The sequence below is a fragment of the Paenibacillus sp. GQ49 genome (assembly GCF_059759055.1).
Window position 1 is genome coordinate 22,400 of record NZ_JCAXEL010000033.1, and the last position, 23,701, is coordinate 46,100.

Annotated in this window: 23 protein-coding genes and 2 other annotated features; all 23 genes read left to right on the forward strand. The window is 47.5% G+C overall.

The features are described 5' to 3' along the window. The 23 genes from AC6CIF_RS31075 (at nucleotide 1) to AC6CIF_RS31185 (ending at nucleotide 23,647) form a co-directional block, all read left to right on the forward strand. Nucleotides 1–1,560 carry a LysM peptidoglycan-binding domain-containing protein gene (locus tag AC6CIF_RS31075; protein WP_498202671.1) on the forward strand — a complete coding sequence of 520 codons (1,560 nt, stop codon included), beginning with the start codon at nucleotides 1–3 and terminating at the stop codon, nucleotides 1,558–1,560. A 155-nt stretch (nucleotides 1,561–1,715) separates the two neighbouring features. Further along, nucleotides 1,716–1,997 (forward strand) — a binding site (T-box leader). Nucleotides 1,998–2,058: 61 nt separating this feature from the next. Continuing rightward, a complete protein-coding gene (locus tag AC6CIF_RS31080) occupies nucleotides 2,059–4,725 on the forward strand; it encodes a valine--tRNA ligase (RefSeq protein ID WP_498202672.1) in 2,667 nt (888 codons plus the stop codon). Between the two features lie 78 nt (nucleotides 4,726–4,803). Beyond that, nucleotides 4,804–6,180: a bifunctional folylpolyglutamate synthase/dihydrofolate synthase gene (locus AC6CIF_RS31085; protein WP_498202673.1), complete on the forward strand. Its 1,377-nt coding sequence runs from the start codon at nucleotides 4,804–4,806 to the stop codon at nucleotides 6,178–6,180. A gap of 5 nt (nucleotides 6,181–6,185) precedes the next feature. Continuing rightward, on the forward strand, nucleotides 6,186–7,556 hold the full coding sequence (gene murC / locus AC6CIF_RS31090; RefSeq protein WP_498202674.1) for a UDP-N-acetylmuramate--L-alanine ligase: 1,371 nt from the start codon (nucleotides 6,186–6,188) through the stop codon (nucleotides 7,554–7,556). Between the two features lie 117 nt (nucleotides 7,557–7,673). Then, entirely contained in the window at nucleotides 7,674–8,903 is a 1,230-nt protein-coding gene (locus AC6CIF_RS31095; protein WP_498202675.1) for an SPOR domain-containing protein, read from the forward strand. 145 nt (nucleotides 8,904–9,048) lie between these two features. Continuing rightward, nucleotides 9,049–9,291, forward strand: coding sequence for a DUF4321 domain-containing protein (locus tag AC6CIF_RS31100; protein ID WP_047841183.1), 243 nt, complete (start codon nucleotides 9,049–9,051; stop codon nucleotides 9,289–9,291). A 94-nt stretch (nucleotides 9,292–9,385) separates the two neighbouring features. After that, the gene (locus AC6CIF_RS31105) at nucleotides 9,386–9,997 is read left to right on the forward strand and encodes a Maf family protein (protein ID WP_091037560.1); all 612 of its coding nucleotides are present in this window, start codon (nucleotides 9,386–9,388) and stop codon (nucleotides 9,995–9,997) included. Between the two features lie 37 nt (nucleotides 9,998–10,034). Continuing rightward, entirely contained in the window at nucleotides 10,035–10,724 is a 690-nt protein-coding gene (gene radC / locus AC6CIF_RS31110; protein WP_498202676.1) for a RadC family protein, read from the forward strand. 181 nt (nucleotides 10,725–10,905) lie between these two features. After that, complete coding sequence (locus AC6CIF_RS31115; RefSeq protein ID WP_017692612.1) at nucleotides 10,906–11,940, forward strand: rod shape-determining protein; 1,035 nt, start codon at nucleotides 10,906–10,908, stop codon at nucleotides 11,938–11,940. 185 nt (nucleotides 11,941–12,125) lie between these two features. Next, nucleotides 12,126–12,998, forward strand: a complete 873-nt coding sequence (mreC, locus tag AC6CIF_RS31120) for a rod shape-determining protein MreC (protein WP_498202677.1) — start codon at nucleotides 12,126–12,128, stop codon at nucleotides 12,996–12,998. Next, nucleotides 12,998–13,531 (forward strand): rod shape-determining protein MreD, encoded by a 534-nt coding sequence (gene mreD / locus AC6CIF_RS31125; protein ID WP_091037552.1) that lies wholly within the window; start codon nucleotides 12,998–13,000, stop codon nucleotides 13,529–13,531. The genes mreC and mreD overlap by 1 nt, the downstream gene beginning before the upstream one ends. A gap of 74 nt (nucleotides 13,532–13,605) precedes the next feature. Further along, nucleotides 13,606–14,268, forward strand: coding sequence for a septum site-determining protein MinC (gene minC / locus AC6CIF_RS31130; RefSeq protein ID WP_017692615.1), 663 nt, complete (start codon nucleotides 13,606–13,608; stop codon nucleotides 14,266–14,268). A 3-nt stretch (nucleotides 14,269–14,271) separates the two neighbouring features. Then, the gene (gene minD, locus AC6CIF_RS31135; RefSeq protein ID WP_053783092.1) at nucleotides 14,272–15,066 is read left to right on the forward strand and encodes a septum site-determining protein MinD; all 795 of its coding nucleotides are present in this window, start codon (nucleotides 14,272–14,274) and stop codon (nucleotides 15,064–15,066) included. Between the two features lie 148 nt (nucleotides 15,067–15,214). Continuing rightward, nucleotides 15,215–16,063, forward strand: a complete 849-nt coding sequence (locus AC6CIF_RS31140; RefSeq protein WP_498202678.1) for a peptidoglycan DD-metalloendopeptidase family protein — start codon at nucleotides 15,215–15,217, stop codon at nucleotides 16,061–16,063. Beyond that, a complete protein-coding gene (locus tag AC6CIF_RS31145) occupies nucleotides 16,056–16,916 on the forward strand; it encodes a M50 family metallopeptidase (protein ID WP_498202679.1) in 861 nt (286 codons plus the stop codon). Before AC6CIF_RS31140 ends, AC6CIF_RS31145 begins: the two co-directional genes overlap by 8 nt. Before the next feature lie 106 nt (nucleotides 16,917–17,022). After that, nucleotides 17,023–18,273 carry an Rne/Rng family ribonuclease gene (locus tag AC6CIF_RS31150; protein ID WP_036605911.1) on the forward strand — a complete coding sequence of 417 codons (1,251 nt, stop codon included), beginning with the start codon at nucleotides 17,023–17,025 and terminating at the stop codon, nucleotides 18,271–18,273. A 56-nt stretch (nucleotides 18,274–18,329) separates the two neighbouring features. Continuing rightward, nucleotides 18,330–18,414, forward strand: a sequence feature (ribosomal protein L21 leader region). A 14-nt stretch (nucleotides 18,415–18,428) separates the two neighbouring features. Beyond that, nucleotides 18,429–18,740 carry a 50S ribosomal protein L21 gene (rplU, locus tag AC6CIF_RS31155; protein WP_017692620.1) on the forward strand — a complete coding sequence of 104 codons (312 nt, stop codon included), beginning with the start codon at nucleotides 18,429–18,431 and terminating at the stop codon, nucleotides 18,738–18,740. A 14-nt stretch (nucleotides 18,741–18,754) separates the two neighbouring features. Further along, a complete protein-coding gene (locus tag AC6CIF_RS31160; protein WP_036605912.1) occupies nucleotides 18,755–19,084 on the forward strand; it encodes a ribosomal-processing cysteine protease Prp in 330 nt (109 codons plus the stop codon). A 23-nt stretch (nucleotides 19,085–19,107) separates the two neighbouring features. Beyond that, entirely contained in the window at nucleotides 19,108–19,419 is a 312-nt protein-coding gene (rpmA, locus tag AC6CIF_RS31165) for a 50S ribosomal protein L27 (protein ID WP_017692622.1), read from the forward strand. 90 nt (nucleotides 19,420–19,509) lie between these two features. Then, a complete protein-coding gene (locus AC6CIF_RS31170) occupies nucleotides 19,510–20,307 on the forward strand; it encodes a Spo0B domain-containing protein (RefSeq protein WP_235193928.1) in 798 nt (265 codons plus the stop codon). A gap of 17 nt (nucleotides 20,308–20,324) precedes the next feature. Continuing rightward, entirely contained in the window at nucleotides 20,325–21,635 is a 1,311-nt protein-coding gene (obgE, locus tag AC6CIF_RS31175) for a GTPase ObgE (protein WP_076216952.1), read from the forward strand. Nucleotides 21,636–21,864: 229 nt separating this feature from the next. Then, nucleotides 21,865–22,302: an ACT domain-containing protein gene (locus AC6CIF_RS31180; protein WP_017692625.1), complete on the forward strand. Its 438-nt coding sequence runs from the start codon at nucleotides 21,865–21,867 to the stop codon at nucleotides 22,300–22,302. Between the two features lie 58 nt (nucleotides 22,303–22,360). Next, nucleotides 22,361–23,647 (forward strand): homoserine dehydrogenase, encoded by a 1,287-nt coding sequence (locus AC6CIF_RS31185; RefSeq protein ID WP_017692626.1) that lies wholly within the window; start codon nucleotides 22,361–22,363, stop codon nucleotides 23,645–23,647. The last annotated feature ends 54 nt before the right edge of the window (nucleotides 23,648–23,701 follow it).

A 23,701-nucleotide genomic window follows, 5' to 3' on the forward strand; every position in this document is an offset into this window, starting at 1 on the left:
TTGTTGAATCAACCTTATGGTTTACGGTTCGATATTTATGAGCGCGTTCATTTGTCTGAGGGAGTCCCTGCGATTGAGGAATTGGAGGAGATTGAACTATACCCGCGCATTCAAGTCATAGGGCAGGATGATCATGCCACGTTAAGAGGGCATCTTTTACTTACAGGTGCGTACAGAGGAGAAAATGAGGCTTCAGAGGAGCTCAAACATTTCATTCCCGTGGAGATCACAGTGCCGCTGAACCGGGTCAGATCGATTGAGGATATTTCTATCGAGATCGAAAATTTTGACGTGGATCTGTTATCCAATCGCAGTCTGAACATTACAGGCGTATTGTCGCTGCGAGGCATCGAGGGTTTTCCTGTTGAAGAGCCACAAGTGTGGTCAGCAGATGAGTTTACAGTTGTTCATTCACCTGATGCTCAGCAATCCAACCGTTCCGATGAAGCAGCACAGACAGGCAGCGACCCCAACACATTTGCACAAGAGTACCTGCTCCAGCGGAGTGAGGAAGAGAGACTTGCGAATGCAGCAGAACTTGCATATGGTGCTCCGGAATTCGCTGACTTGTCCACAAGGGAAGAAACATTAAGGAATAGCGAAGAATCGCAGCAGCAATATGCGAATTCGTCATTGGCCGAGCCACTTCAATCCGAGGAGCAAAGTGCGGAGTACGCTAACGAAAACAGACAACCTGATGCAAACGAAGATCCCGCATCTCTGACGGCGAATGCAGATGAATTGGCATCTAATGAGCAATATAGCGAACCTTCTCCAATCTCGTCATTTATGGCTGAGACCGCTGATCGGTTAGCTTCTTATCCTGAGTCGGAACCATTGCTGCCTCTGGAAGACGAGTCTTCGGATTGGTCCGAGCCTTCCGTGGATGTATTGCCTGCGAACTCGAGAAGTGCAGATCAATCATCTAATGAGTTGGGAGCACCGGATGTACCGGACGCACCAGAGGTATGGCACTTCGAATCAGCGAGATCTGTACCTCAGCAGGAAAATCAGGCAATTGCCGATGTCCCGGGCGAATCACAGGCGGAGAACTGGCAAAGTGTATTTGCTTCGTCCGAACCAGGCAACGCGGAGGAAGACCGGCCGTCTTTTGAAGCGACTGGGGTAGACGAGTTCGTACAGAACGAAGCATTTGTTCCTGAACCTGTGGCTGAGACGGAAGACAAGCCGGAGCTGAAGGTTGCTTTTGGCAGCAAAAAAGAATCCGCACCACGGCAAGAAGAGGGCGTAGGTATCTCTTCCTTGTTATCCTCGGGCAGAGCGGCACGCGATGCTGAAGTGGAGCGAGGTGATGAGGTTCCTGCGGGTGTGGTACAGGAAGAAACGTATCCAGCTGATGATGTGGAATGGAAGAACCTGTTCTTGGGAACAATCGTGGACCAGACCCCATTCCGCAAGGTGAAACTGTGCATTGTTCAGCGAGAGGATACACTGGATGCCATTGCAGATCGATATCAATTGAGCACGAGGGAACTTCAGTTGTATAACCGATTATCTGAGCAGGTTGTGGAAGAAGGTCAGATATTGTACATCCCTTAATCCGTAGTTAAAGCCTTCGTTACGACCCGTGATCCCCTTGAGGATTGCGGGTTTTTGCATGATTCGTCCTAAACCTGCATTCCAGCGCTCTTTATCCGCTGTTGTCAGGTTGACTATCGCGCACGAGCAAGGTATGATGTGTGTAGGTTTTTTGAAGAACAACGTGGAACGGGAGTAGTAGACAGTATGACCTTTCAGAGAGTGGAATTGCAACGCTGTGAGATTCCGCAGGAACCAACTGATCGAAGTCGCCCGGGAGTTGCCTGTTTGAATACAAGGGATGAATGAGATCTATCGTCATTTGTTTCTGAGGTAGGATGGGCCGGTAGCAGCCGTTATCTGCTTGAAGTGTCACGTCATGTACAGAGGGTGAAGTCTATCTTGCTGTCGTCGTGAAACAAAGGTGGTACCGCGAAAGCTAACCTTTCGTCCTTTGATGGATGAAAGGTTTTTTTTGTTTTTTTTGGCGAAGATGATGAAGTAACGGAGGAATGACACATGTCTGAGGAAAAAAAATCAGCTGCAACAGAAATGCCGACCACTTACGATCCTAAGGCGGCAGAGGATAAATGGTACTCCACCTGGATGGAGCGTGGATATTTCAAAGCCGGTCAACGTAAAGATGCCGAGCCGTATACGATTGTAATTCCACCCCCGAATGTAACCGGGATGCTGCACATTGGGCATGCGCTTGATTTTACACTGCAGGATATTCTGATCCGCACCAAACGGATGCAAGGTTATGACGCACTATGGCTTCCGGGTTCCGACCATGCAGGTATTGCTACCCAAACCAAAGTGGAGCAGAAGCTGCGTGAAGAAGGTCTGACTCGTTATGATCTGGGACGTGAGAAGTTTCTGGAGAAGGTATGGGACTGGAAAGATCAATATGCCACTACCATTCGTCAGCAATGGGGTAAAATGGGATTGTCGCTTGATTACTCACGTGAACGTTTTACGCTGGATGAAGGTCTGTCCCAAGCGGTTCGTAAAGTATTTGTTCAACTGTATGAAAAAGGCCTTATTTACCGAGGCAAACGCATCATTAACTGGGACCCGGTGAACCGGACAGCTCTGTCCGACATTGAGGTTGAATATAAAGAGGTTCAGGGTCACTTGTACCATCTGCGTTACCCGCTCAAAGACGGAAGTGGCTACGTTACAGTGGCAACAACGCGTCCTGAAACGATGCTGGGTGATACAGCTGTTGCTGTTCATCCGAAGGATGAGCGTTATGCAGATATGATTGGTAAAGTACTTGTACTGCCTATTATTGGACGCGAAATTCCGATTATCGCTGATGATTATGTGGATAAAGAGTTTGGAAGTGGTGCAGTTAAAATCACGCCTGCGCATGATCCAAATGACTTTGAAGTAGGTCTTCGTCATGATCTGCCTCAGATTACGGTCATGGATGAGAGCGGCACAATGAATGCTGAGGCAGGCAAGTATCAGGGACTGGACCGCAGTGACTGCCGCAAGCAGATTGTTGCTGACTTGAAAGAGCAGGGCGTATTGATCAACATTGAGGATCACACGCATCAGGTTGGACACAGTGAACGTACCGGAGCTGTTGTTGAGCCGTATCTGTCTACACAGTGGTTCGTTGAGATGAAGCCACTTGCAGAGAGAGCGATTAAAAAACAACAGAACGGGGAAGGGGTTAATTTTGTTCCAGATCGTTTTGAGAAAACCTATCTGAACTGGATCGAAAACGTTCGTGACTGGTGTATTTCCCGTCAACTGTGGTGGGGACATCGTATTCCTGCCTGGTATGATGAAGAAACGGGTGAAATCATCGTATCTACTGAAGATCCAACAACGCTGCCAGAGTATGCTGGACGCAAGCTCAGACAGGACGAAGACGTACTCGATACTTGGTTTAGCTCCGGCTTATGGCCATTCTCCACACTAGGCTGGCCGGAAGATACGGAAGACCTGAAACGTTATTATCCGACAAGTGTACTTGTGACAGGGTATGACATCATATATTTCTGGGTTGCACGTATGATTTTCACTGCATTGGAATTCACCGATGAGATTCCGTTCAAGGATGTGCTGATGCATGGTCTTGTTCGTGATGCAGATGGACGCAAAATGTCCAAATCACTGGGCAACGGTGTAGATCCGCTGGATGTGATTGAGAAATACGGCGCAGATGCAATGCGTTACATGATCTCAACCAGCAGCACGCCAGGTCAGGATCTCCGTTTCCGTTGGGAACGGGTGGAACAGGCTCGTAATTTCGCCAACAAGATCTGGAATGCTTCGCGCTTTGCATTGATGAATCTGGAAGGATTCACCTATGAGGAACGTGACATTAGCGGAGAGCTTGGTACAGCGGATTATTGGATTTTGCACCGTCTGAACGAAACTTCCCGCGATATTACGCGTCTAATCGAAGCGTATGAATTTGGGGAAACGGGTCGTGTGTTGTATAACTTTATCTGGGATGACCTGTGTGACTGGTACATTGAGTTTGCTAAGCTGTCCTTCTATGGGGAAGATCCGGTTGCCAAGAAGAAAACACAATCCGTACTTGCTTATGTTCTGGATCAGACGATGCGCCTGATTCATCCGTTTATGCCATACATCTCCGAAGAGATCTGGCAGCATCTCCCACATGAAGGTGAGACCATTACGTTGGCAGCATGGCCGGTATATGATCCTGCTCTTGAGAACCCAGAGGCAGTTGCCGAGATGAACCTGCTCATGGATACCATTCGTGCAGTTCGAAACATTCGTGCAGAAGTGAACGTGCCGATGAGCAAAAAGATTGAGTTGATGGTCAAAGCAAACAGTCCTGAGACGTCCAGCATCATTGAGCGTAACAGTCACTACATCAAACGTTTCTGTAATACGTCCGAGTTCGATAGTGGGCTGGATTTAAACTCACCGGATAAGGCAATGACTGCGATCATTACGGGGGCAGAACTATACTTGCCGCTCGCAGGTCTTATTGATATCGAGCAGGAAGTGGCTCGTTTGGAGAAAGAGTTGGAGAACCTTGAGGGCGAAGTTCTCCGTGTAGAGAAAAAGCTGGCGAACGAAGGCTTTGTTGCCAAAGCTCCTGCCAAAGTTATTGAGGAAGAGCGCGCCAAGCAAGCAGATTATTCCGATAAACGGGATAAAGTGATTGCACGAATCAAGGAACTTAAAGGTTAATATATTTGGGTCGGATGGAGAGCCATTATGCCATCCGGCCGCTTTTTTCACTCAAACTCGGGACCGAAGGTGAATCAGATGACGGAATTAGACGCGACAGATGCAGCAGCTCCTTTACTTACGTACAACGAGGCCGTGGACTGGATCAATGGCCTTATTCCTTTTGGCATCCGACCTGGATTGGAACGAATCGAGAATCTGATGTCCATGTTAGGCAATCCACACCAACGTCTCAAATTTATTCATGTCGCGGGAACGAACGGCAAAGGTTCGACTTGCGCTTTTTTGACGTCAGTGCTTCTTCAGGCTGGATATGATGTGGGTACCTTTACGTCGCCTTATATCACCAAGTTTACAAACCGTTTTCAATACAACGGTGAGGATATTCCTGAAGAAATCCTGCTTAAGCTCTCGAACCGATTACATCCACTGGTCATGGAAATGGCCTCCACTCCGCTTGGATCACCCACGATGTTTGAGGTGTCCACGGCTCTGGCGCTTCTGTACTATGCAGAGGAGTGTTACCCTGACGTTGTGGTATGGGAGACGGGGCTAGGGGGAAGGATGGACGTAACGAATATTGTCGCACCTGTTGTGTCCGTCATCACCAACATTGGTATGGATCATACGGATGTGCTTGGAGATACGATTGAGCAGATTGCTGGAGAAAAGGCAGGTATTATCAAGCCGGGAGTACCCGTTGTGACTTGCGCGACTCAACCCGAAGCTGTGAAAGTGATTCAGGAGAAAGCAAAGCAGCTTCAATCAAGCGTGTATTTGGCTGGAGATCAATTCTCTTATCATAGACTGGACAGCAATGAGAACGGACAATCTTTTCATTTTACAGGCCCGTTCCGTGATCTGGACGTTCGCATACGCATGCAGGGCTCACATCAATGTGACAATGCAGCGGCCGCACTTATGGTGCTTGAATTGCTTAGACAATACATGGCATTTATGCTGGATGACAACGATATTGCACTTGGACTGGAGAATGCTTTCTGGGCAGGAAGATTCGAAAAAGTCGTCGATGAACCCCGAATTGTGCTCGATGGAGCACATAATCCGGAAGGGGCAGAGTCACTGGCCAAGAGTATTATAGATGTCTATCCGCACAACAAGTTAATTTTGATGATGGGTATGTTGGCAAATAAGCATCACGAAGCGTATTTGCAGCATATACTGCCACTAGTGGATACGCTGATCCTGACCGAGCCAGATTTCCGACGCAAAATGGATGCAGCCGAATTGCTGCAGATTGTCGAACGGGTACGTCCCGCCATTGCGAAGCAGGAACTGGAAATCATCGTCGAGCCCGAATGGGCAAAGGCACTTGATCTATTGAAGTCACGGACGGAAGCGGAAGATCTGGGGGTGGTCTCCGGCACACTGTACCTGATTGCGGATGTGCGGGCAGCCCTTTTGCATCAAACCGATTCTGAAAAAGGTTGGTGAAAGTTTTGTTAAATACATCGGAACACGTTCATTTTATAGGGATTGGCGGATATGGCATGAGTGCCATCGCAAGAGTTATGTTGGAAATGGGATACACCGTTACCGGATCGGATGTCGCTTCACAGGAGTTGACCGAGAAGTTGGCAGCCAAGGGAGCGAAAATATATATCGGACATACGGCAGAGCACGTCACTGGAGCAGACCTTGTTGTCTACTCTACGGCAGCGCCTGCTGATAATGTGGAACGGGTAGCAGCTGCGGAGCTGAACATTCCGATTCTGCATCGTTCCCAGATGCTTGCACGTTTGTTGAACGAACGTAAAGGTGTCGCTGTTGCTGGAGCTCACGGTAAAACAACCACCTCATCCATGATTGCACTTGTTATGGATAAATGTGATACGGACCCGACATATATCATTGGCGGAGAGATCATGAATGTGGGCACCAACGCCAAGGCAGGCCAGGGCGACTGGGTAGTCGCTGAAGCGGACGAGAGCGATGGTTCTTTTTTGCAGTATCATCCATGGCTCGGTATTGTAACCAATATTGAGGCAGATCATCTGGAGAATTACAACAGTGATTTTGAGGAGCTCAAAAAGGCTTATGTGCAGTTCCTGAGCCAGATTCGTCCGGAAGGAACAGCGATTGTGTGTTCTGACGACGAGAATGTTCAAGCGATTTTGCCAGAACTCAAGTCCCGGATTACAACCTATGGTATTGATCGTGCTGCAGATTATACGGCAACGGATATTGTACTGGGCGATCGCCGTATCTCCTTTACGATGAATCATCAGGGTGCTGCTATGGGCACGGTGGAATTATCAGTGCCGGGTAAGCATAACGTTTATAATGCGATGGCTACTGTGATTACCTGTCTGGAAGCAGGCATTCCATTCGAGAAGATTGTGGCAGCTATCATTCAGTTCCACGGAGCCAAACGCAGATTCCAGGTATTGGGCGAGGCGCGTGATATGCTGATCATCGATGATTATGCTCATCATCCGACTGAGATCGAAGCTACCATTAGTGCTGCCAAAGCAACAGGCAAACGCATTATTGCGGTATTCCAGCCACAGCGTTATACGCGGACGTTCTTCCTGTTGGATGCGTTCAGTCGTGCTTTCGCGGAAGCGGATGAGGTGCTTATTACGGATATCTATTCTCCTGCGGGCGAAAAACAGATCGAAGGGGTAACCTCAGCCAAACTGGTTGAACTGATCGTTCAAAACAGTAATGCTTCTGCACGGTACCTTCCTACGAAAGAAGAAGTTGTAGCTGATCTGCAGCATCGTCTGCAGCCAGGAGATCTTGTGATTACGATGGGTGCAGGTGATATCTGGAAAGTCGGCGATACACTTGCCAAAGGCTTGAAATAAATCAATTGAGAAATCGCCTGTCTTCGATACGAAGCAGGCGTTTTTTTGCGTTATATGGAATGTATTCTCCAGTCTCTGCATATAGCTTATATAAATGGGACAAAGGAGAGGGTACGGGTGAGCAATGCTAGAATGACGTTTCGCTTCGGGGGTCATGAGTCGGACAAGCCTGAAAACAAGAGGATATCCGCGTCCAGTCCATTGGTGACGTTAAGTGAAGAATTACCGCATAATCAACCGCTAACGCCTAAGCAGATGGATACAACCCCATCATGGACGCCTGAGGATATCCCCGGAGACTGGGGAGAGACGGTGCTGACAAGCTCTACTGTACCTGAACCTGACGAGCGGGTGAGCCATGATTCGAACTTGAACTTGGATGAGGCCCATTATTTTGGGAACCGCACCGGTTACGGTTATGTTAATCACACCGATAATCCGGAGGAAGAGCGTCGTGATCTGTCCAATACCCATGATGATCAAGGCCACGACTGGCTTGCAGATTCCGAGAACTATTCCTATAAACGCAATCGCCTTCCAAGGGGATGGAAAATGATTGGTTCTGTCACTGGGGCACTTGTTACCGGAGCACTCTTTGGCATGGTTATTCTCTCATTTTTTAATAAAGAAGGAGCCGTCAAGCCAGGCGATCTTCTTCCCGTCAATCAGGCAGTTTCCACTGTGACGGGTCAGGAGGGGACTGCAGGTACAGAACAGCAACTTCAGACAGCTACGACTGGCAGCACGTATTATGCACTTCAATACGGTGTATTTAGTTCTCCTGAACGTGCTGAGCAGGCCAAGCTTGAGCTCGCTCAGGCAGGTATAGCCGCAGGTTCTGATCCTGAAGATGGCAATCGAGTATATGCAGGCATTTCGGCTGATCGTGAAGAGGCCAAGCTACTTAGCTCCAGGCTAAAAGCCCAGGGAGTTGAACTGTATGTCAAGGAGATTGTGAACCCTGAGATCAATCCGGCTATATTCGGTGGCAAACAAGAGGATGTGCAGCTTTTCTTCACAAACAGTTCGGCACTGGTGGAACAATTATCTACTTTGTCCATTCAGCAGCTGGGACAGTCTGCTCCGGCAGCAGTTTCTACAGAAACGATGACCGCGATTCAAAATAAGCACGAGTCTTGGCTGACGGGATTGAATAGTCTTACACCTGGCCTGACCGCAGATGTACAACCTATTATTGGTGGAATGGAGAAATCAATGAACAGTGCAATTACGGCTATCGAGGAGTACAACAAAAACCCGGATGATGTACACATGTGGTCCGTGCAGTCCGATCTGATGGAATATGTACTGCAGCAGAAAAAATGGCTTGAAGCGATAAAGCAGTAACATGCTCTTTCCCATAACAACGCTTGGAAATACCCATCCGGCAAGGAACTGGAAATAGTTCCCCTTGCCGGATTTGTGTTTGTATTGACGTACAAAACCCCGTATAATAATGTGGGTGTCAAAAAATGGCGAGGGAAGATTACCGATGAAAAAAAACTTCGGCATGTTATTGCTGTTTCTCCTGCTCGGCTGGATGGCCGGAGCGTGGATCGCCAAGGCACTGCAGCCTGTAAAGGCAGTAGCCTTTCTTACGAAAGCCACGACCATACGTTGGTCGCCGCAGGCTGATCTGGATATTATCAGTTATGATATTTCACTTCAATTTCAAATGAGCCTTCTGAGTCTGATCGGTATGATTGCCGCTGTGTGGCTGTATCGCAGACTGTAGGAGAATGACGAGTTATGACGAAAAAAATTAAACCAGTGACATCTATTATCGTGATCCGGACAGGGTGTTGCCGTGGCATAAGGAGCCGTTCATTTTGGATAACACACAACAGCGCCCTATTATTCTGGCCTCCACATCGCCTCGGCGCAAAGAACTGATCGCATCACTCCACCTAGCGTTTGATGTAATACCAAGTCATGCCAATGAAGATACACCACCAGAGTGGACACCTGAACAGACTGTGCAGGAGCTTGCTTTGCGCAAGGCGCTTGCCGTGTATCGCGGGCTTGAAGGCCGCGAGCAGGAAGCCATTATTGTTGGTAGTGACACCGTTGTTGTTCTGGATGGTGAGATTCTAGGCAAACCTGTAGACGAAGCGGATGCTGAACGTATGTTATCCCGGCTGCAGGGCCGCGTACATCGGGTGTTTACAGGTGTCGCTTGTATTGATGCGGGCAATGGACAGTCGTTAGTTCATTACCGCCAGACCGATGTAACGATGAAAGAGCTGTCGGATGCTACCATCCGTGCTTATGTGCAGACAGGTGAGCCTTCAGACAAGGCAGGATCATATGCCATTCAGGGCATTGGTGCTTCACTGATCGACCGCATTGAAGGATGTTATTTTAATGTGGTTGGCTTGCCGCTATCTTTGCTAAGTGATATGTTGGACGGGTTCGGCGTACATGTGTTGCCACGAACATGAATGAAGCCAAATGTTGTGAAATGAAAAGAGGGAACATATGGAGTCGCCTCAATACATGATGCGCGACATCCCCCAGGAAGAACGCCCGAGAGAACGCATGATGGAATACGGGGCGGGCGCCTTAAGCCATGCTGAATTGCTGGCAATTTTACTTCGAACAGGCACAAGACAGGAATCCGCGGTGCATATGGCACAGCGGATTCTGGCCGAAGCGGGTGGCATTCGCTCGTTGATGGATTTGAGTCTGGAAGAACTGACCACGATGAAAGGGATTGGCAATGCCAAGGCTGTGCAATTGAAAGCCGGCATTGAGCTGGGTCATCGGATTGCCAAGAGCAGACTCACACAGTCGACTTCTATTCGTACACCGCGTGATGCAGCTGATATCCTTATGGAACAATTGCGTTACTTGCAAAAAGAACATTTTGTGTGTCTCTTTCTGAATAGCAAAAATTATATTATTGCCCAGGAAACACTCTCCATGGGCAGCCTTAACGCTTCGATTGTACATCCACGTGAAGTGTTCCGGGCTGCCATCAAATGCAGCAGCGCATCGATTGTGTGCGCACACAACCATCCGAGTGGTGATCCTACGCCTAGTCCGGAGGATATCCAGATAACCAAGAGACTGATTGAAGCAGGCGCTATTGTTGGCATTGACGTGCTTGATCATATTATTATTGGAGATGGAACGTACGTAAGTTTGAAGGAGAAGGGCTTAGTATAATATAATGGTTGGCGTTGATGTTTTCCTATGAATGTTAACGGCGTTGTCCGTAAAAGATAGGTTCACTTTAAATGCAAAAAAACAAATGCGAATATTAGCTCCACGTGTTACGTGGGAATGAAATTATTACGCTCTGGATCAGAATGGAGCGGCTATATGAGGCAGAAAAGGAGATTATGTTATGTTTGGTGGTTTTACGAAAGATTTGGGTATTGACTTGGGGACAGCAAATACGTTGGTTTATGTACGAGGAAAAGGAATTGTGGTGCGCGAACCTTCGGTTGTCGCTATACGGACAGATACAAATAGCATCGAGGCAGTAGGTGAAGCCGCTAAAAAAATGATTGGACGTACACCAGGTAACATTCGTGCCATTCGTCCAATGAAAGATGGCGTTATTGCCGATTTCGATACAACGGCAACGATGATCAAATATTTCATCCGTGAGGCGCAAAAACAACGCTCCATGTTCCAGCGTCATCCAAACGTGATGGTATGTGTACCATCCGGGATTACTGCAGTAGAACAACGTGCGGTTGAAGATGCAACCAAACAGGCTGGGGCACGTGAAGCCTATACAATTGAAGAGCCTTTTGCAGCTGCAATCGGTGCAGATCTGCCTGTATGGGAACCAACGGGTAGTATGGTTGTAGATATTGGTGGCGGTACAACGGAAGTGGCTGTTATCTCTCTTGGTGGTATTGTAACGAGCCGTTCGGTTCGTGTAGCAGGTGACGAGATGGATGAATCCGTTATCCAGTACATCAAACGCCAATACAATCTGATGATCGGTGAGCGTACATCGGAGCAATTGAAGATGGACATTGGATCAGCTATGCCATTGGAACAAGTAGAAACGATGGAAATTCGTGGACGTGACCTTGTAACAGGTCTGCCGAAGACCATTACGATTACTTCGGACGAGATCAGTGAAGCGCTGGCTGATACCGTGAATGCAATTGTTGAAGCGGTAAAAGTAACACTGGAAAAATGCCCGCCTGAACTTGCTGCCGATATCATGGATCGGGGTATCGTTCTTACAGGTGGTGGGGCATTGCTTCGTAACCTGGACAAGCTTCTCGCTGGTGAGACAGGAATGCCTGTCATTGTGGCTGAGAATCCGCTGGATTGTGTAGCAATCGGAACAGGTAAAGCGCTAGAGAATATTCATTTGTTCAAAAGCAGAAGCAGTTCGGCAGTTCGTTCCAAACGTTAATTGGTATTTGCCTAACTTGGCATAGCGACCAAGTGGCAAGATATCTTTATAGAGGACCCGGTTAACGCCGGGGATGAGCTATTACCCGCTTAACAGGGGAGGATCGGCTGATATTCTCGCAGGGACTACAGGTCTGACAGTCTCCCCGCCGGGCATGGCTCGGAAGAGAATATGGATGTTAGAGGGTGTTCGAACTGTTTAAACTGCTAGGCAACAAAAGACTTTTTGTTTTGCTGGTGGGCCTTGTTACATTTATCGCGTTAATGGGCTTTACGCTCAGTCCGCGAACCACTCTATCCTGGCCGGAGAAATTCCTGAAGGATTCAGTTGGATTTGTACAATACGTATTTTACAAGCCCGCTTCCTATGTAGCGGGCTTTTTCAAAGATGTAGCGAACATGCGTACGGTATATGAAGAGAATGAAGAGCTCCGCATCGCAATGGGTCACTATACCCGGGATCGGCTAAAGTACAATGATATGGAGCAAGTGAATGAGCAACTTCAGAAAGCGCTCAATTTCACAGAAGAACAGAAGAATCGCTATAATTACGGTTCACGAATTGCTCAGGTTATCAGTGCCAATTCGGATCCAAATAGCAGAACCATTAACATTGATATCGGTGAAAATGCGGGAATCAAGCCGGGGATGGCCGTTACCTCCCAGGAAGGGCTGGTCGGCGTGATCAGTCATGTCAGCTCATATACATCAACGGTTAATCTGTTAACGTCCATGGACGCCAATGATCCGACATCCAATGCCATTGCAGCAACGGCGGTAGGTAAAGAGAAAGTGTTTGGTATGATTGAGAGTTATGATCCGAAGACTGGCATGCTCAAAATGACCAAGATCTCAGAGGATTCAAACATCAAAGAGGGTGATGAAATAATTTCATCCGGGATCATCAATAACTTTCCGAAATACATGCGGATTGGTGAAGTGAAGAGTGTCGAGAAAAGTGAGTATGGTTTAACAAAAACAGCTACAATTGATCCATATGCTAGTTTCCTTGACTGGAAAGAGCTGATTGTCATTATCCCGCCTGAGGTAAAAGAATAATGGTAACGCGCAAGCAAGTTTTGTTCCTGTTACTATTCGTTTTGTTCATTGCGGAAGGCACAATTTTGCCGCTGCTCATCCCTTCTGGCTGGCACATGCGTATTTCTGCCAATCTGGTCTATATCGTAATTTTGTTTATCGCTGTATATCATCATCGTCACACGGCACTAGTACTCGGTATATTTTTTGGACTATTGCATGACGTTGTATTCTACGGCGAGATGATTGGACCTTATGGATTCTCGATGGGATTATCGGCATACATGATGGGACTCATTTTTCAAGCACCTCGTGCACCCTTGCCGGTTATGGTATCGGTTGTCATTTTGGGAAGTCTGCTTAATGACACTATGCTATTTTTCCTGTACAAGCTCTTCCAACTTAACCACGTGACCTTTGACTGGGCGTTGATTGAATACATGATTCCTAATTTGTTCATTCATTTTGTGTTTGCCTTGATCATATATGTCCCGCTTCGGAAACAACTGGAGCGGATCGGCAAGAGACGGAGCAAGACAGAAGAAGCTTCCTAAATACATTTATGGAGCGCAAAGCAGGAACTTGGGGCCCCGGGCACGAAATGTAATGAGATGGGAGGGACAGGCTTATGACGGTAAAATCGAATCACGTAACGATTAAAGGCATCCGAGACGGCCTGGTTTTCCTGTTGGACGATCAATGTGAATTCGAGGAATTGCTCTATGAGCTCCGCTATAAGCTGGAACACAGCCATCAAAATATTTTGACCGGACCGATTGTTCATGTGGATATCAAGTTGGGTGCCCGCGAAGTGACAGAGGACCAGAAAGAAGCAATCCTCGATATATTGAAGCAAAAAGGGAATTTGCTTATTCGATCCATCGACTCACCTGCACTCCAACCGGAGGTTAAAGGACCGCCGCCGATTGTAACCATGTGTGGTATGGTGCGTTCAGGTCAGGTGCTTCATCATGAAGGAAATCTCCTGTTTCTTGGGGATATCAATCCGGGGGGCACAGTGACGTGTACCGGAGATATATATGTGTTGGGTTCACTCAGAGGTATGGCTCATGCCGGAATTGGCGGGGACGAGGAAGCGATCATTGCCGCTTCGGTATTTGCACCGACGCAGCTACGGATTGCGGATATCATCAGTCGTCCTCCCGATGAATGGGAGAGCCGAGAGACCGGAATGGAATTTGCTTACTTACAGGACAATCAGATGCAGATAGACAAAATGAGCAATATCGTTCGGTTACGCCGAGATTTTAATGTGTTTAAAGGAGTGTAGCTCATGGGAGAGGCGATCGTGATCACTTCGGGTAAAGGCGGCGTGGGTAAAACAACCACCTCGGCAAACATCGGGACAGCGCTGGCGCTGCTCGGCAAAAAGGTTTGTCTGGTAGATACCGATATCGGCCTTCGTAATTTGGATGTCGTGATGGGACTCGAAAACCGTATTATTTACGATCTGTGCGACGTTGCGGACGGCCGCTGCCGTCTGAATCAGGCTTTGGTCAAAGACAAGCGTTTCGAAGAATTATACATGTTGCCTGCGGCGCAGACGAGAGACAAAAACTCAGTGTCGCCAGAACAGGTCAAGGATATTATCCTTGAATTGAAAAAAGATTTTGAATACGTCATTATTGATTGCCCAGCCGGCATAGAGCAGGGTTTCAAAAATGCGGTAGCAGGAGCAGACCAGGCCATCGTGGTCACTACACCGGAAAATGCTGCAGTACGTGATGCGGATCGTGTCATCGGCCTGCTGGAGAGTTCGCACATTCAATCACCAAAGCTGGTGGTGAATCGAATTCGCAATAATATGGTTAAATCGGGTGACATGTTAGATATCGATGGTATTTTACAAGTACTTAATATTGACCTGATTGGCATTGTGCCTGATGATGAACTGGTCATCAAAGCGGCCAATTCAGGAGAACCTACGGTCATGAATCCGGATTCACTTGCGGCGATTGCGTATCGAAATATCGCACGACGCATTCTGGGAGATACGGTCCCATTAATGCAGCTGGAGCAGAAAAAGGGAGCTTTCACTCGTTTCAAAAAGTTCTTCGGAATGGGTTAACTCGTTAAACGAACTTATTTATAAAGCAATTACATGACAGCCGTGGCTTATAGCCCGGCTTTTTTCGTTACCTGCGGGCAGGCTTGTTCATATTATCAAGCGCCTCTTCATAGGATGTAGTAAACAAGCCTCGGCGGGAGGACATTCCATGAACACGAAACTCAGAATCAAGCAGAGACGAGAAGAACGCATCCGGCGACTGATGGATGGTGCCACTGTGGAGGTCTTACAGGAGCAGAAATTGGGTTCACTGTTGGACAAGAATGAGATCATTCACCCAAAACCATTTACGCCTAGTGAGGGGATACAGGAAAGAGATCCAGAATGGTTGTGGAAAAAAGAGAATGGTCATTTTGTTCCAGGGGGGCATTCGAGATTCAACCTGTTCAAGTCACTTCTCAAACGGACGGTCATTAGCGCTTTGATATTTGGCGGAGTGTGGGGTCTATTTCAGTTGGATACATCGTGGACGACATCAACCAAAACAGTAATTGCGGATGCACTCCATCGAGATATGGATTTTGCCTCAGCAGCGGCTTGGTATGAACGGCATTTTGGAGGAACGCCTTCGTTTCTTCCGGTCCTCGGACATACGACGGATGCTGTCAATGGTTCAGGCATTCGGCAGTTACTGGGCAAACCGATCTCAGGCACAGTGGTTCAGCCATTCGCGCTGAGCATGAAGGGAATTGAGATCGTTCCGGATGCCACAGGTGCAGAACTTATACAGGTCGCAAGTTCTGATGCGGGGCGTGTCATGGAGGTTATCGGCGATGCAGCTAGTGGATTCACAGTTGTCATCCAGCATACAGGCAATGTCACGGCAATATACGGTCGTCTGAACGAAAGTGAAGTGAGCGTGAATGACTGGGTGGAAGCGGGGAATCCGGTGGGGAGTCTCAAGGCTACGGGTGGTGAACAACCGGCCACGCTCTATTTTGCAGTCAAAGAGGGGGAGGAGTACGTAGACCCGGCGGAAGTTGTTGCCCTTGATTAGGGTGTGGGGAGTCCGCATTACGTTTCATCCGTTTTTTGTAATTATTATGATGGCCTCCCTTCTGACTGGACATTTCATTGAACTTATTACGTTGTTTGCCATCGTATTCATTCATGAATGTGGACATGCTGCGGCTGCTGCCCTTCTGGGCTATCGTGTCTTGTCGATCCAGATGCTCCCTTTTGGAGGAGTAGCGGTTATCGAAGATGGAGGTACGATCACGGCCTACCGGGAAATCGTGATTGCTCTGGCAGGTCCATTACAAAACATGCTGATGGTTGGTGTAGTTTTGCTGTTGCAGTATGGCAATCTGGGCGATCCGGTTTTTCTCAACTATATCATTCAGGGGAACCTGCTCATTGCTCTATTTAATCTGCTGCCTGTACTTCCTCTGGACGGAGGTAAAATTGTTCAGGCGCTTGTCAGTCTGTGGGCACCCTACTATACAACATTAATGTGGACTTACAGAATTAGCATTCTGTGTAGCGTAGGGGTTATTTTATATGCTATCAGCCGATGGTTTACTGGAGACTACGGCCTACCGCTCAACATTCTGTTAATCGGCCTTTTTTTGTTCTATTCCAACGTAACGGATTACCGAAATGTGCCCTATCGCTTCATCCGTTTTCTCATGAATCGGGAAGGCGCGTTCGCTCGTCACGCGGCTACTGGCAGTTTGGCGCAGCCAATAATCTCATTTCCGGCGAAACCTTTGGACACTATTTTGCGTCTATTAAAGAGAGAAAGATACCATATGGTATATGTGATGAACAGACAGGGGCGAATTATGGCCGTCTTGCCTGAGCAACGGATAATCGGTTCCTATTTTCAACAAAATGGTGATAAATTGTAGTGTTCTGGTGAAGCTGTTCTGAAATGGGTTAATACATGTACAATGAGAATTGAAAAGATACTGAAATGGATGTGGATGAATTGAATTGTCTTCTAGAGGTGAAGCCATGAAACAAATGATAGTACATAATGAACATAACCTCATGCAAATGGCGCTTCTGGAAGAAGGCAAAGCTGTGGAATTTACGGCAGAGCGTACACGCGATCGTGGACTGCTGGGTTCCTTTTTTAAGGGACGGGTCGTGAATGTGTTACCAGGTATGCAAGCTGCTTTTGTGGATATTGGTCAGAAAAAGAATGCGTTCCTTTATGTGGACGATGTGTTGCATCCCCATCTGGAGAAACAGCCCAAGGTGAAGCCTTCCATCTCGGAGTTGCTTCGTCCGGGTCAGGAAGTCATTGTTCAGGTTCTGAAAGAACCGGTAGGAGGCAAGGGAGCCCGGGTGACGACTCATTATTCACTCCCGGGCCGTTGGCTTGTCTACATGCCTGTTGCTGACTATGTAGCGGTATCCAAGAAAATTGCCCGTGAAGGGGATCGTTCCCGTCTTAAGGCACTTGGGGAGCAACTGAGGCGGGATGAAGAAGGACTTATTATTCGGACCGTATCTGGAGAAGAGCAGCATGAAGCCATTAAGTCGGACTTGGAAACATTACGCGCGCAGTGGTATTTGATTCGTGAAAAAGCGGACAGTTTGCCTTCACCAAGCCTCTTGCATCGGGATCATAGCATGGTACAGCGAATCATCAGAGATGTGTATACGCCAGGGAGTGACGAAGTCATCACTGATAGTGAAGGACAAGCTCGTGAAGTAAAAGCATTGCTCGAAGAGATTAGTCCTGGTCATCAACCCAAAGTACAGGTGTATCGGGGAACAGAATCCATCTTTGCTGCCTATGGTGTGCAGGAACAGTTGAATAAGGATTTTGCCCGGAAAGTGTGGTTGCCCGGAGGCGGATACATTGTCATTGATCATACCGAAGCTCTGACTGTAGTGGATGTGAACACGGGTAAATATACGGGAGCTGGCGGTGACAGTCTGGAAGAGACCGTGACAGAGACCAACATACAGGCAGCAGTGGAGATTGCCCGTCTAATGCGCCTACGAGATATCGGTGGCATGATTATTGTCGACTTCATTGATATGGAGGAAGCCTCCAATCGGCATGAAGTCGCAGCAACCTTGGAGGGTGAGCTCAAGAAGGATCGGACCAAAGCGTTTGTAATGGGTTGGACCAAGCTGGGGTTGCTCGAACTTACCCGTAAGAAAGTGCGAGAAGAAAGTACGTTACCCTATGTGGAGCCGTGTTCTTCCTGCCATGGTACGGGAAAAAGATATATTTCACCTTTGCATTGATTTTTGATATATTGCGTGATATAATCTTCAAGTATGTGTTTAGCCTAATGGTCTTGCACATGCTGTAACCGCACTGGCCGGGTATAAGAACAGTTCCGCAAGGATACTGTCACCTGAGAACGGGCGAGTCTGAGACATGAGGAGGTGCAAGGCAAATGTACGCAATTATTGAAACAGGCGGCAAACAGTACAAAGTCCAAGAGGGCGATGTTCTGTTCATCGAGAAATTGACTGCGAACGATGGCGAAAGCGTAACGTTCGACCGTGTCCTGGCTGTATCTAACGATCAAGGTTTGACAGCAGGTACACCATTGATTTCTGGAGCTACTGTAACGGCTAAAGTGGAGAAACATGGCAAAGGACAAAAGGTTATCGTATACAAATACAAACCTAAAAAGAACTACCATGTGAAGCAAGGTCACCGTCAACCGTACACTAAAGTAACTATCGAAACAATCAAAGCGTAAAGAAGGTGCGATAAGTGATTATCGTTCAAATCTTTCGTGATGAGGACGGGAACATCGAACGTTTTTCCATTGAAGGGCATGCTAATTTTGCCAAGCGGGGAGAAGACATCGTATGTGCCGGGGTATCCGCTGTTACAGTGGGTACGGTGAACTCGATTGAAACATTGACCGGTGTCGAAATGGATGCCAAGATGAAGAATGGCTTTTTAAGCGGTTCTTTACCTTTGTTAGAGAGAGGGGAAACCTGGTCCCAGGTACAATTGTTACTCGAATCCATGGTGGTTATGCTCTCTAATATTGCAGAGTCATACGGGAAGTATATTAAAATACAGCAATTCAAATAAGCAAAGAAGGAGGACAACCAATCATGTTGAAATTAAATCTTCAGTTATTCGCATCGAAAAAAGGTGTAGGTTCCACGAAGAACGGACGTGACAGTAATGCTCAACGTCTGGGTGTTAAACGTGCTGATGGTCAAACTGTAACTGGTGGTAGCATTCTCGTTCGCCAACGCGGAACGAAAATTCACCCAGGAACTAACGTTGGCATCGGTAAAGATGACACTTTGTTCGCGAAAATCGACGGCGTTGTAAAATTCGAACGTTGGGGACGCGATCGCAAAAAAGTAAGCATCTATCCTGTTAATGTTGCTCCTGTAGCAGCAGCAGTAGAAGCGTAATATCGGCATTCCGCCTAAGGAGCCTTCGGCATTTTTGCCGAAGGTTTTTTGTATTCAACGGTTATTCGATAATGAACTGGCAGAAAAGACATGTTATACTTGGTTACGGTGGGTGTAGACCAACCGAGTTTTGTAGAACGGGGAGAAGCCATGAAATCTTGGAAAAGAGTGCCGTGGATTGCGGCATGTTCACTTCTGATTCCTTTGGTTTTCGTTATGTTGTATCCGGCGATGATCTCAAGCGTCGTGTGCGCATTGTGGTCCGTCGCAGTATTGCTCATTTCTGTGAATGCGATGAAGAAACAGGCGGAGGCGGAACGCAGAGCCATCATACAATCCATGGAAAAAACAGCAATTGCTTCATTAAATCATCATCGACACGACTGGATGAACGACCTTCAGGTGTTATATGGATATCTTCGGCTGGGCAAACTTGATAAATCCTTGCAATGTGTGGAAAGAATAAAAGAGCGGGTTACAGAAGAAAGCCGAATCTCCAGATTAGGCATTCCTTCCCTCGTATTTTATCTTCAGTCTTTTCGCGCCAGTGGAATTGCGCTGGACTTGCATGTGGAAATAGAAGATGAGTTGCAGCTTAGTGCTCTGGTCTCTCCCGAGGATGGCGAGTCACTTACCGGGGCGATTGCTGATGCAATCAGGGCCTATCAATATGGCGGCGGCCGGTCTTCTTGGGGAGAGGTTCGCAAACTGACCTTAAACTTCGGACAGGATCATGGAGATGTGGTTGTCCGACTGGATGGGGATCAAACACCCGATCCGGAAACACTGCGGCAGCTTACTGCCGTACTCAAAGGAAAAAAAGTCAGAACGGAGCAGTTTCCGTCTGAGGATACGTTTATACAATTCAGAATGCCGTGTGGAATATAGGAAGAAGGGGTTAACCAATGTTTGTAGATAAAGCGAAGATTTATGTAAAAGCCGGAGACGGAGGGGACGGAATTATTTCTTTCCGTCGTGAGAAGTATGTACCAAACGGTGGACCTGCCGGGGGCGATGGAGGCAGAGGAGCTGACATCATTTTCCGCGTGGATGAAGGTTTGCGTACGTTGATGGATTTTCGTTACCAGCGTCACTTCAAGGCCCCACGTGGTGAGAAGGGACGTAACAAAAGTCAGCATGGTGCAAACGCGGAGAACATGATTGTGCGCATTCCACCAGGAACTATCATCTTGGATGAAGACAGTGGAGAAGTACTGGCGGATATGACACGTCACGGTCAACAGGTTGTTATTGCTCGTGGTGGTCGGGGCGGACGGGGTAACATCCGATTTGCTACACCGAACAATCCTGCACCTGAACTTGCTGAGAACGGTGAAGAAGGACAAGAGCGTTACATCGTACTTGAACTGAAAGTTATGGCAGATGTTGGTCTGGTTGGTTTCCCGAGTGTCGGGAAATCCACATTGCTTTCTGTCGTTTCGTCAGCCAAGCCAAAGATCGGTGCATACCATTTCACAACCATTACACCGAATCTGGGTGTGGTCGGTGTAGGAGAAGGCCGAAGCTTCGTCATGGCTGATCTGCCTGGATTGATTGAAGGTGCGCATGAAGGGGTCGGACTGGGACATGAGTTCCTGCGTCATGTCGAGCGTACTCGTATTATTGTTCATGTCGTAGATATGTCGGGTTCGGAAGGACGCGATCCTTTTGAAGACTGGCAGAAAATCAATGACGAATTGAAGTTGTACAATCCGCTTCTCGCCGAGAGAACGCAAATTGTAGCAGCTAACAAGATGGATATGCCAGACTCTGAAGCGAACCTGGAGCAGTTTTTACAGCAAGTTCGTGAAGTTCAGCCTGATATTGAAGTGATGCCAATTTCATCCTTGACCCGGAAAGGGATTCAAGAACTTCTGTATCGTGCAGCTGATCTGCTGGATCAGGTTCCAGACGAGCGAGTGGTTGAAGAGGTAGCAGATGTATCTGAACGTAAAGTATACAGTCTGGACAAAAAAGAAGACGATGGTTTCAAAATTGTGCGTGAGAACGAAATGTTCGTTGTCGAAAGTGCCAAGATTGACCGCATGATGAAACGGATGCAATTGAACTCACATGAAGCTATACTGAAACTCGCACGTACACTGCGTTATATGGGTGTGGACGCTGAGTTGCGTAAGCGTGGAGCTGTAGAAGGCACCATCGTGCGTATTGGAGACTTTGAATTCGAATTCGTGGAAGGCAGCAGTTACTACTAAGTAGCCGTCTTCCGTGGAGAGACAGATCGATATAGGAACGCAGAGAAGTGGGAAGTTGACCCGCAACTCTGCGTTTTTTTTGTTTTTTCCTGACATGGGAGAGGGATAAACTTGTATACTGTGAGGAACGTATTTCAAAAAATAGGCGTGTCATGTATTGCCCTTTTGTCATAGATCCTATATAATGTCCACTATATGAATACATGAGTCTTTGAGGAGAGGACGTTCTGTGAACGAACGCTATTACTTAGTACGGGAAGATATTTTACCAGAGGCAGTGGTGAAGACCATGCAGGTCAAAGAACTACTGGCTTCTGGTGATGTTAAAACAGTGCATGAGGCGGTTGAACAGGTCGGATTAAGCCGGAGTGCCTTTTACAAGTACAAGGATGGGATTCATCTGATCAACCAGCTTGAGCGCGAGAGAATTGTAACGATCTCCATTGATCTGGAGCATCAGTCAGGGATCTTGTCTCGTGTGCTTGGACATGTAGCTGGTTATGGAGCTAATGTACTCACGATTAATCAGAGTATCCCGCTTCAGGGAAGAGCCAATGTTGTCATTTCGGTGGAAACAACACATCTTCATGGCGAAATTGGTGAAATGCTGGATCGAATGCAAGATATGCCTGGAGTAAGACGTACACGTATTGTAGGCCAAGGGTAAGTAGGCTTTAACATACAGGACTGACAGACAAGAATAGACATTAGGGGGTAGATCGTTAGTGAAACCAGTAAAAGTCGGATTGTTGGGTCTGGGAACTGTCGGAACGGGAGTCGTTCGCATTGTGGAAGGGAATCAGGAGGATCTGAGCAGTCAGGTTGGATCGCCGATTGTCATCGAGAAGATCGCAGTGAAAAATACAGAGAAAGAACGTGTTATTGCTGTAGACCGTGCCAAGCTTACGGAAGATCCTTGGGAAGTCATTCGTCATCCGGATATTGATGTCATCGTTGAAGTCATGGGCGGTATTGATCAGACGAAGGAGTATATTCTTGAAGCGTTGGAACGTGGGAAACATATCGTAACAGCAAACAAAGATCTCATGGCACTACATGGTACAGAGATTTTGGCGAAGGCACAGGAAAAACAATGTGACGTGTTCTATGAGGCGAGTGTTGCTGGAGGGATTCCGATCATTCGTACGCTGATTGAAGGTTTCTCTTCTGATCGGATTACCCGCATTATGGGGATTGTGAACGGAACAACGAACTTTATTCTGACCAAAATGAGTCAGGAAGGTGCATCCTATGAAGAAGTACTGGCTGAAGCACAGGCTCTGGGATACGCCGAATCCGATCCAACTTCCGATGTGGAGGGACTTGACGCAGCTCGCAAAATGGCGATCTTGAGTACACTCGGTTTCCGCACCAATGTGGAGTTGAAGGATGTAACCGTTAAAGGAATATCCTCCGTAACTCGTGAAGACATTATGTATGCCAAAAGACTGGGTTATGAGATGAAGTTGCTTGGTATTGCGGACCGTATTGGCGATGAGATCACGATCAGCGTTCAGCCGACGATGGTTAGACAGAATCACCCGATTGCTTCAGTCAACGGTGTGTTCAACGCAGTATATGTACACGGTGAAGCTGTAGGGGAGACGATGTTCTACGGTGCGGGTGCGGGAGAACTCCCAACGGCAACTTCGGTTGTAGCTGACATTGTGGCGGTTACCAAAAACCTTAAACTTGGCGTGAACGGTCTCAAAGCAATTGTGCCTTATAAGATTAAGCGACTGCAAAGCGACGAGCAGATCGTGTCGAAAAACTTTATTTTACTACACGTAGACGACAAAGCCGGTGTATTGGCACAAATCACACAAATTTTCGCAGAGTATGATGTCAGTCTGGCGTCGGTTGTTCAACAGCCGAATGAGCACAACCCGGATGCCGAGATCATTATCGTTACACATAATGCAAGTAAGGCAAGCATGGATAAAGTGTTAAAACATTTTGAATCACTCAGCGTCATTCGCCGCATTAAGAGTGTCTACCGGGTCGAAGGATAAGTGTCCGTATCCCATACGGCATCTCAATTATTTCAGTTATTACGTACAAGTTAA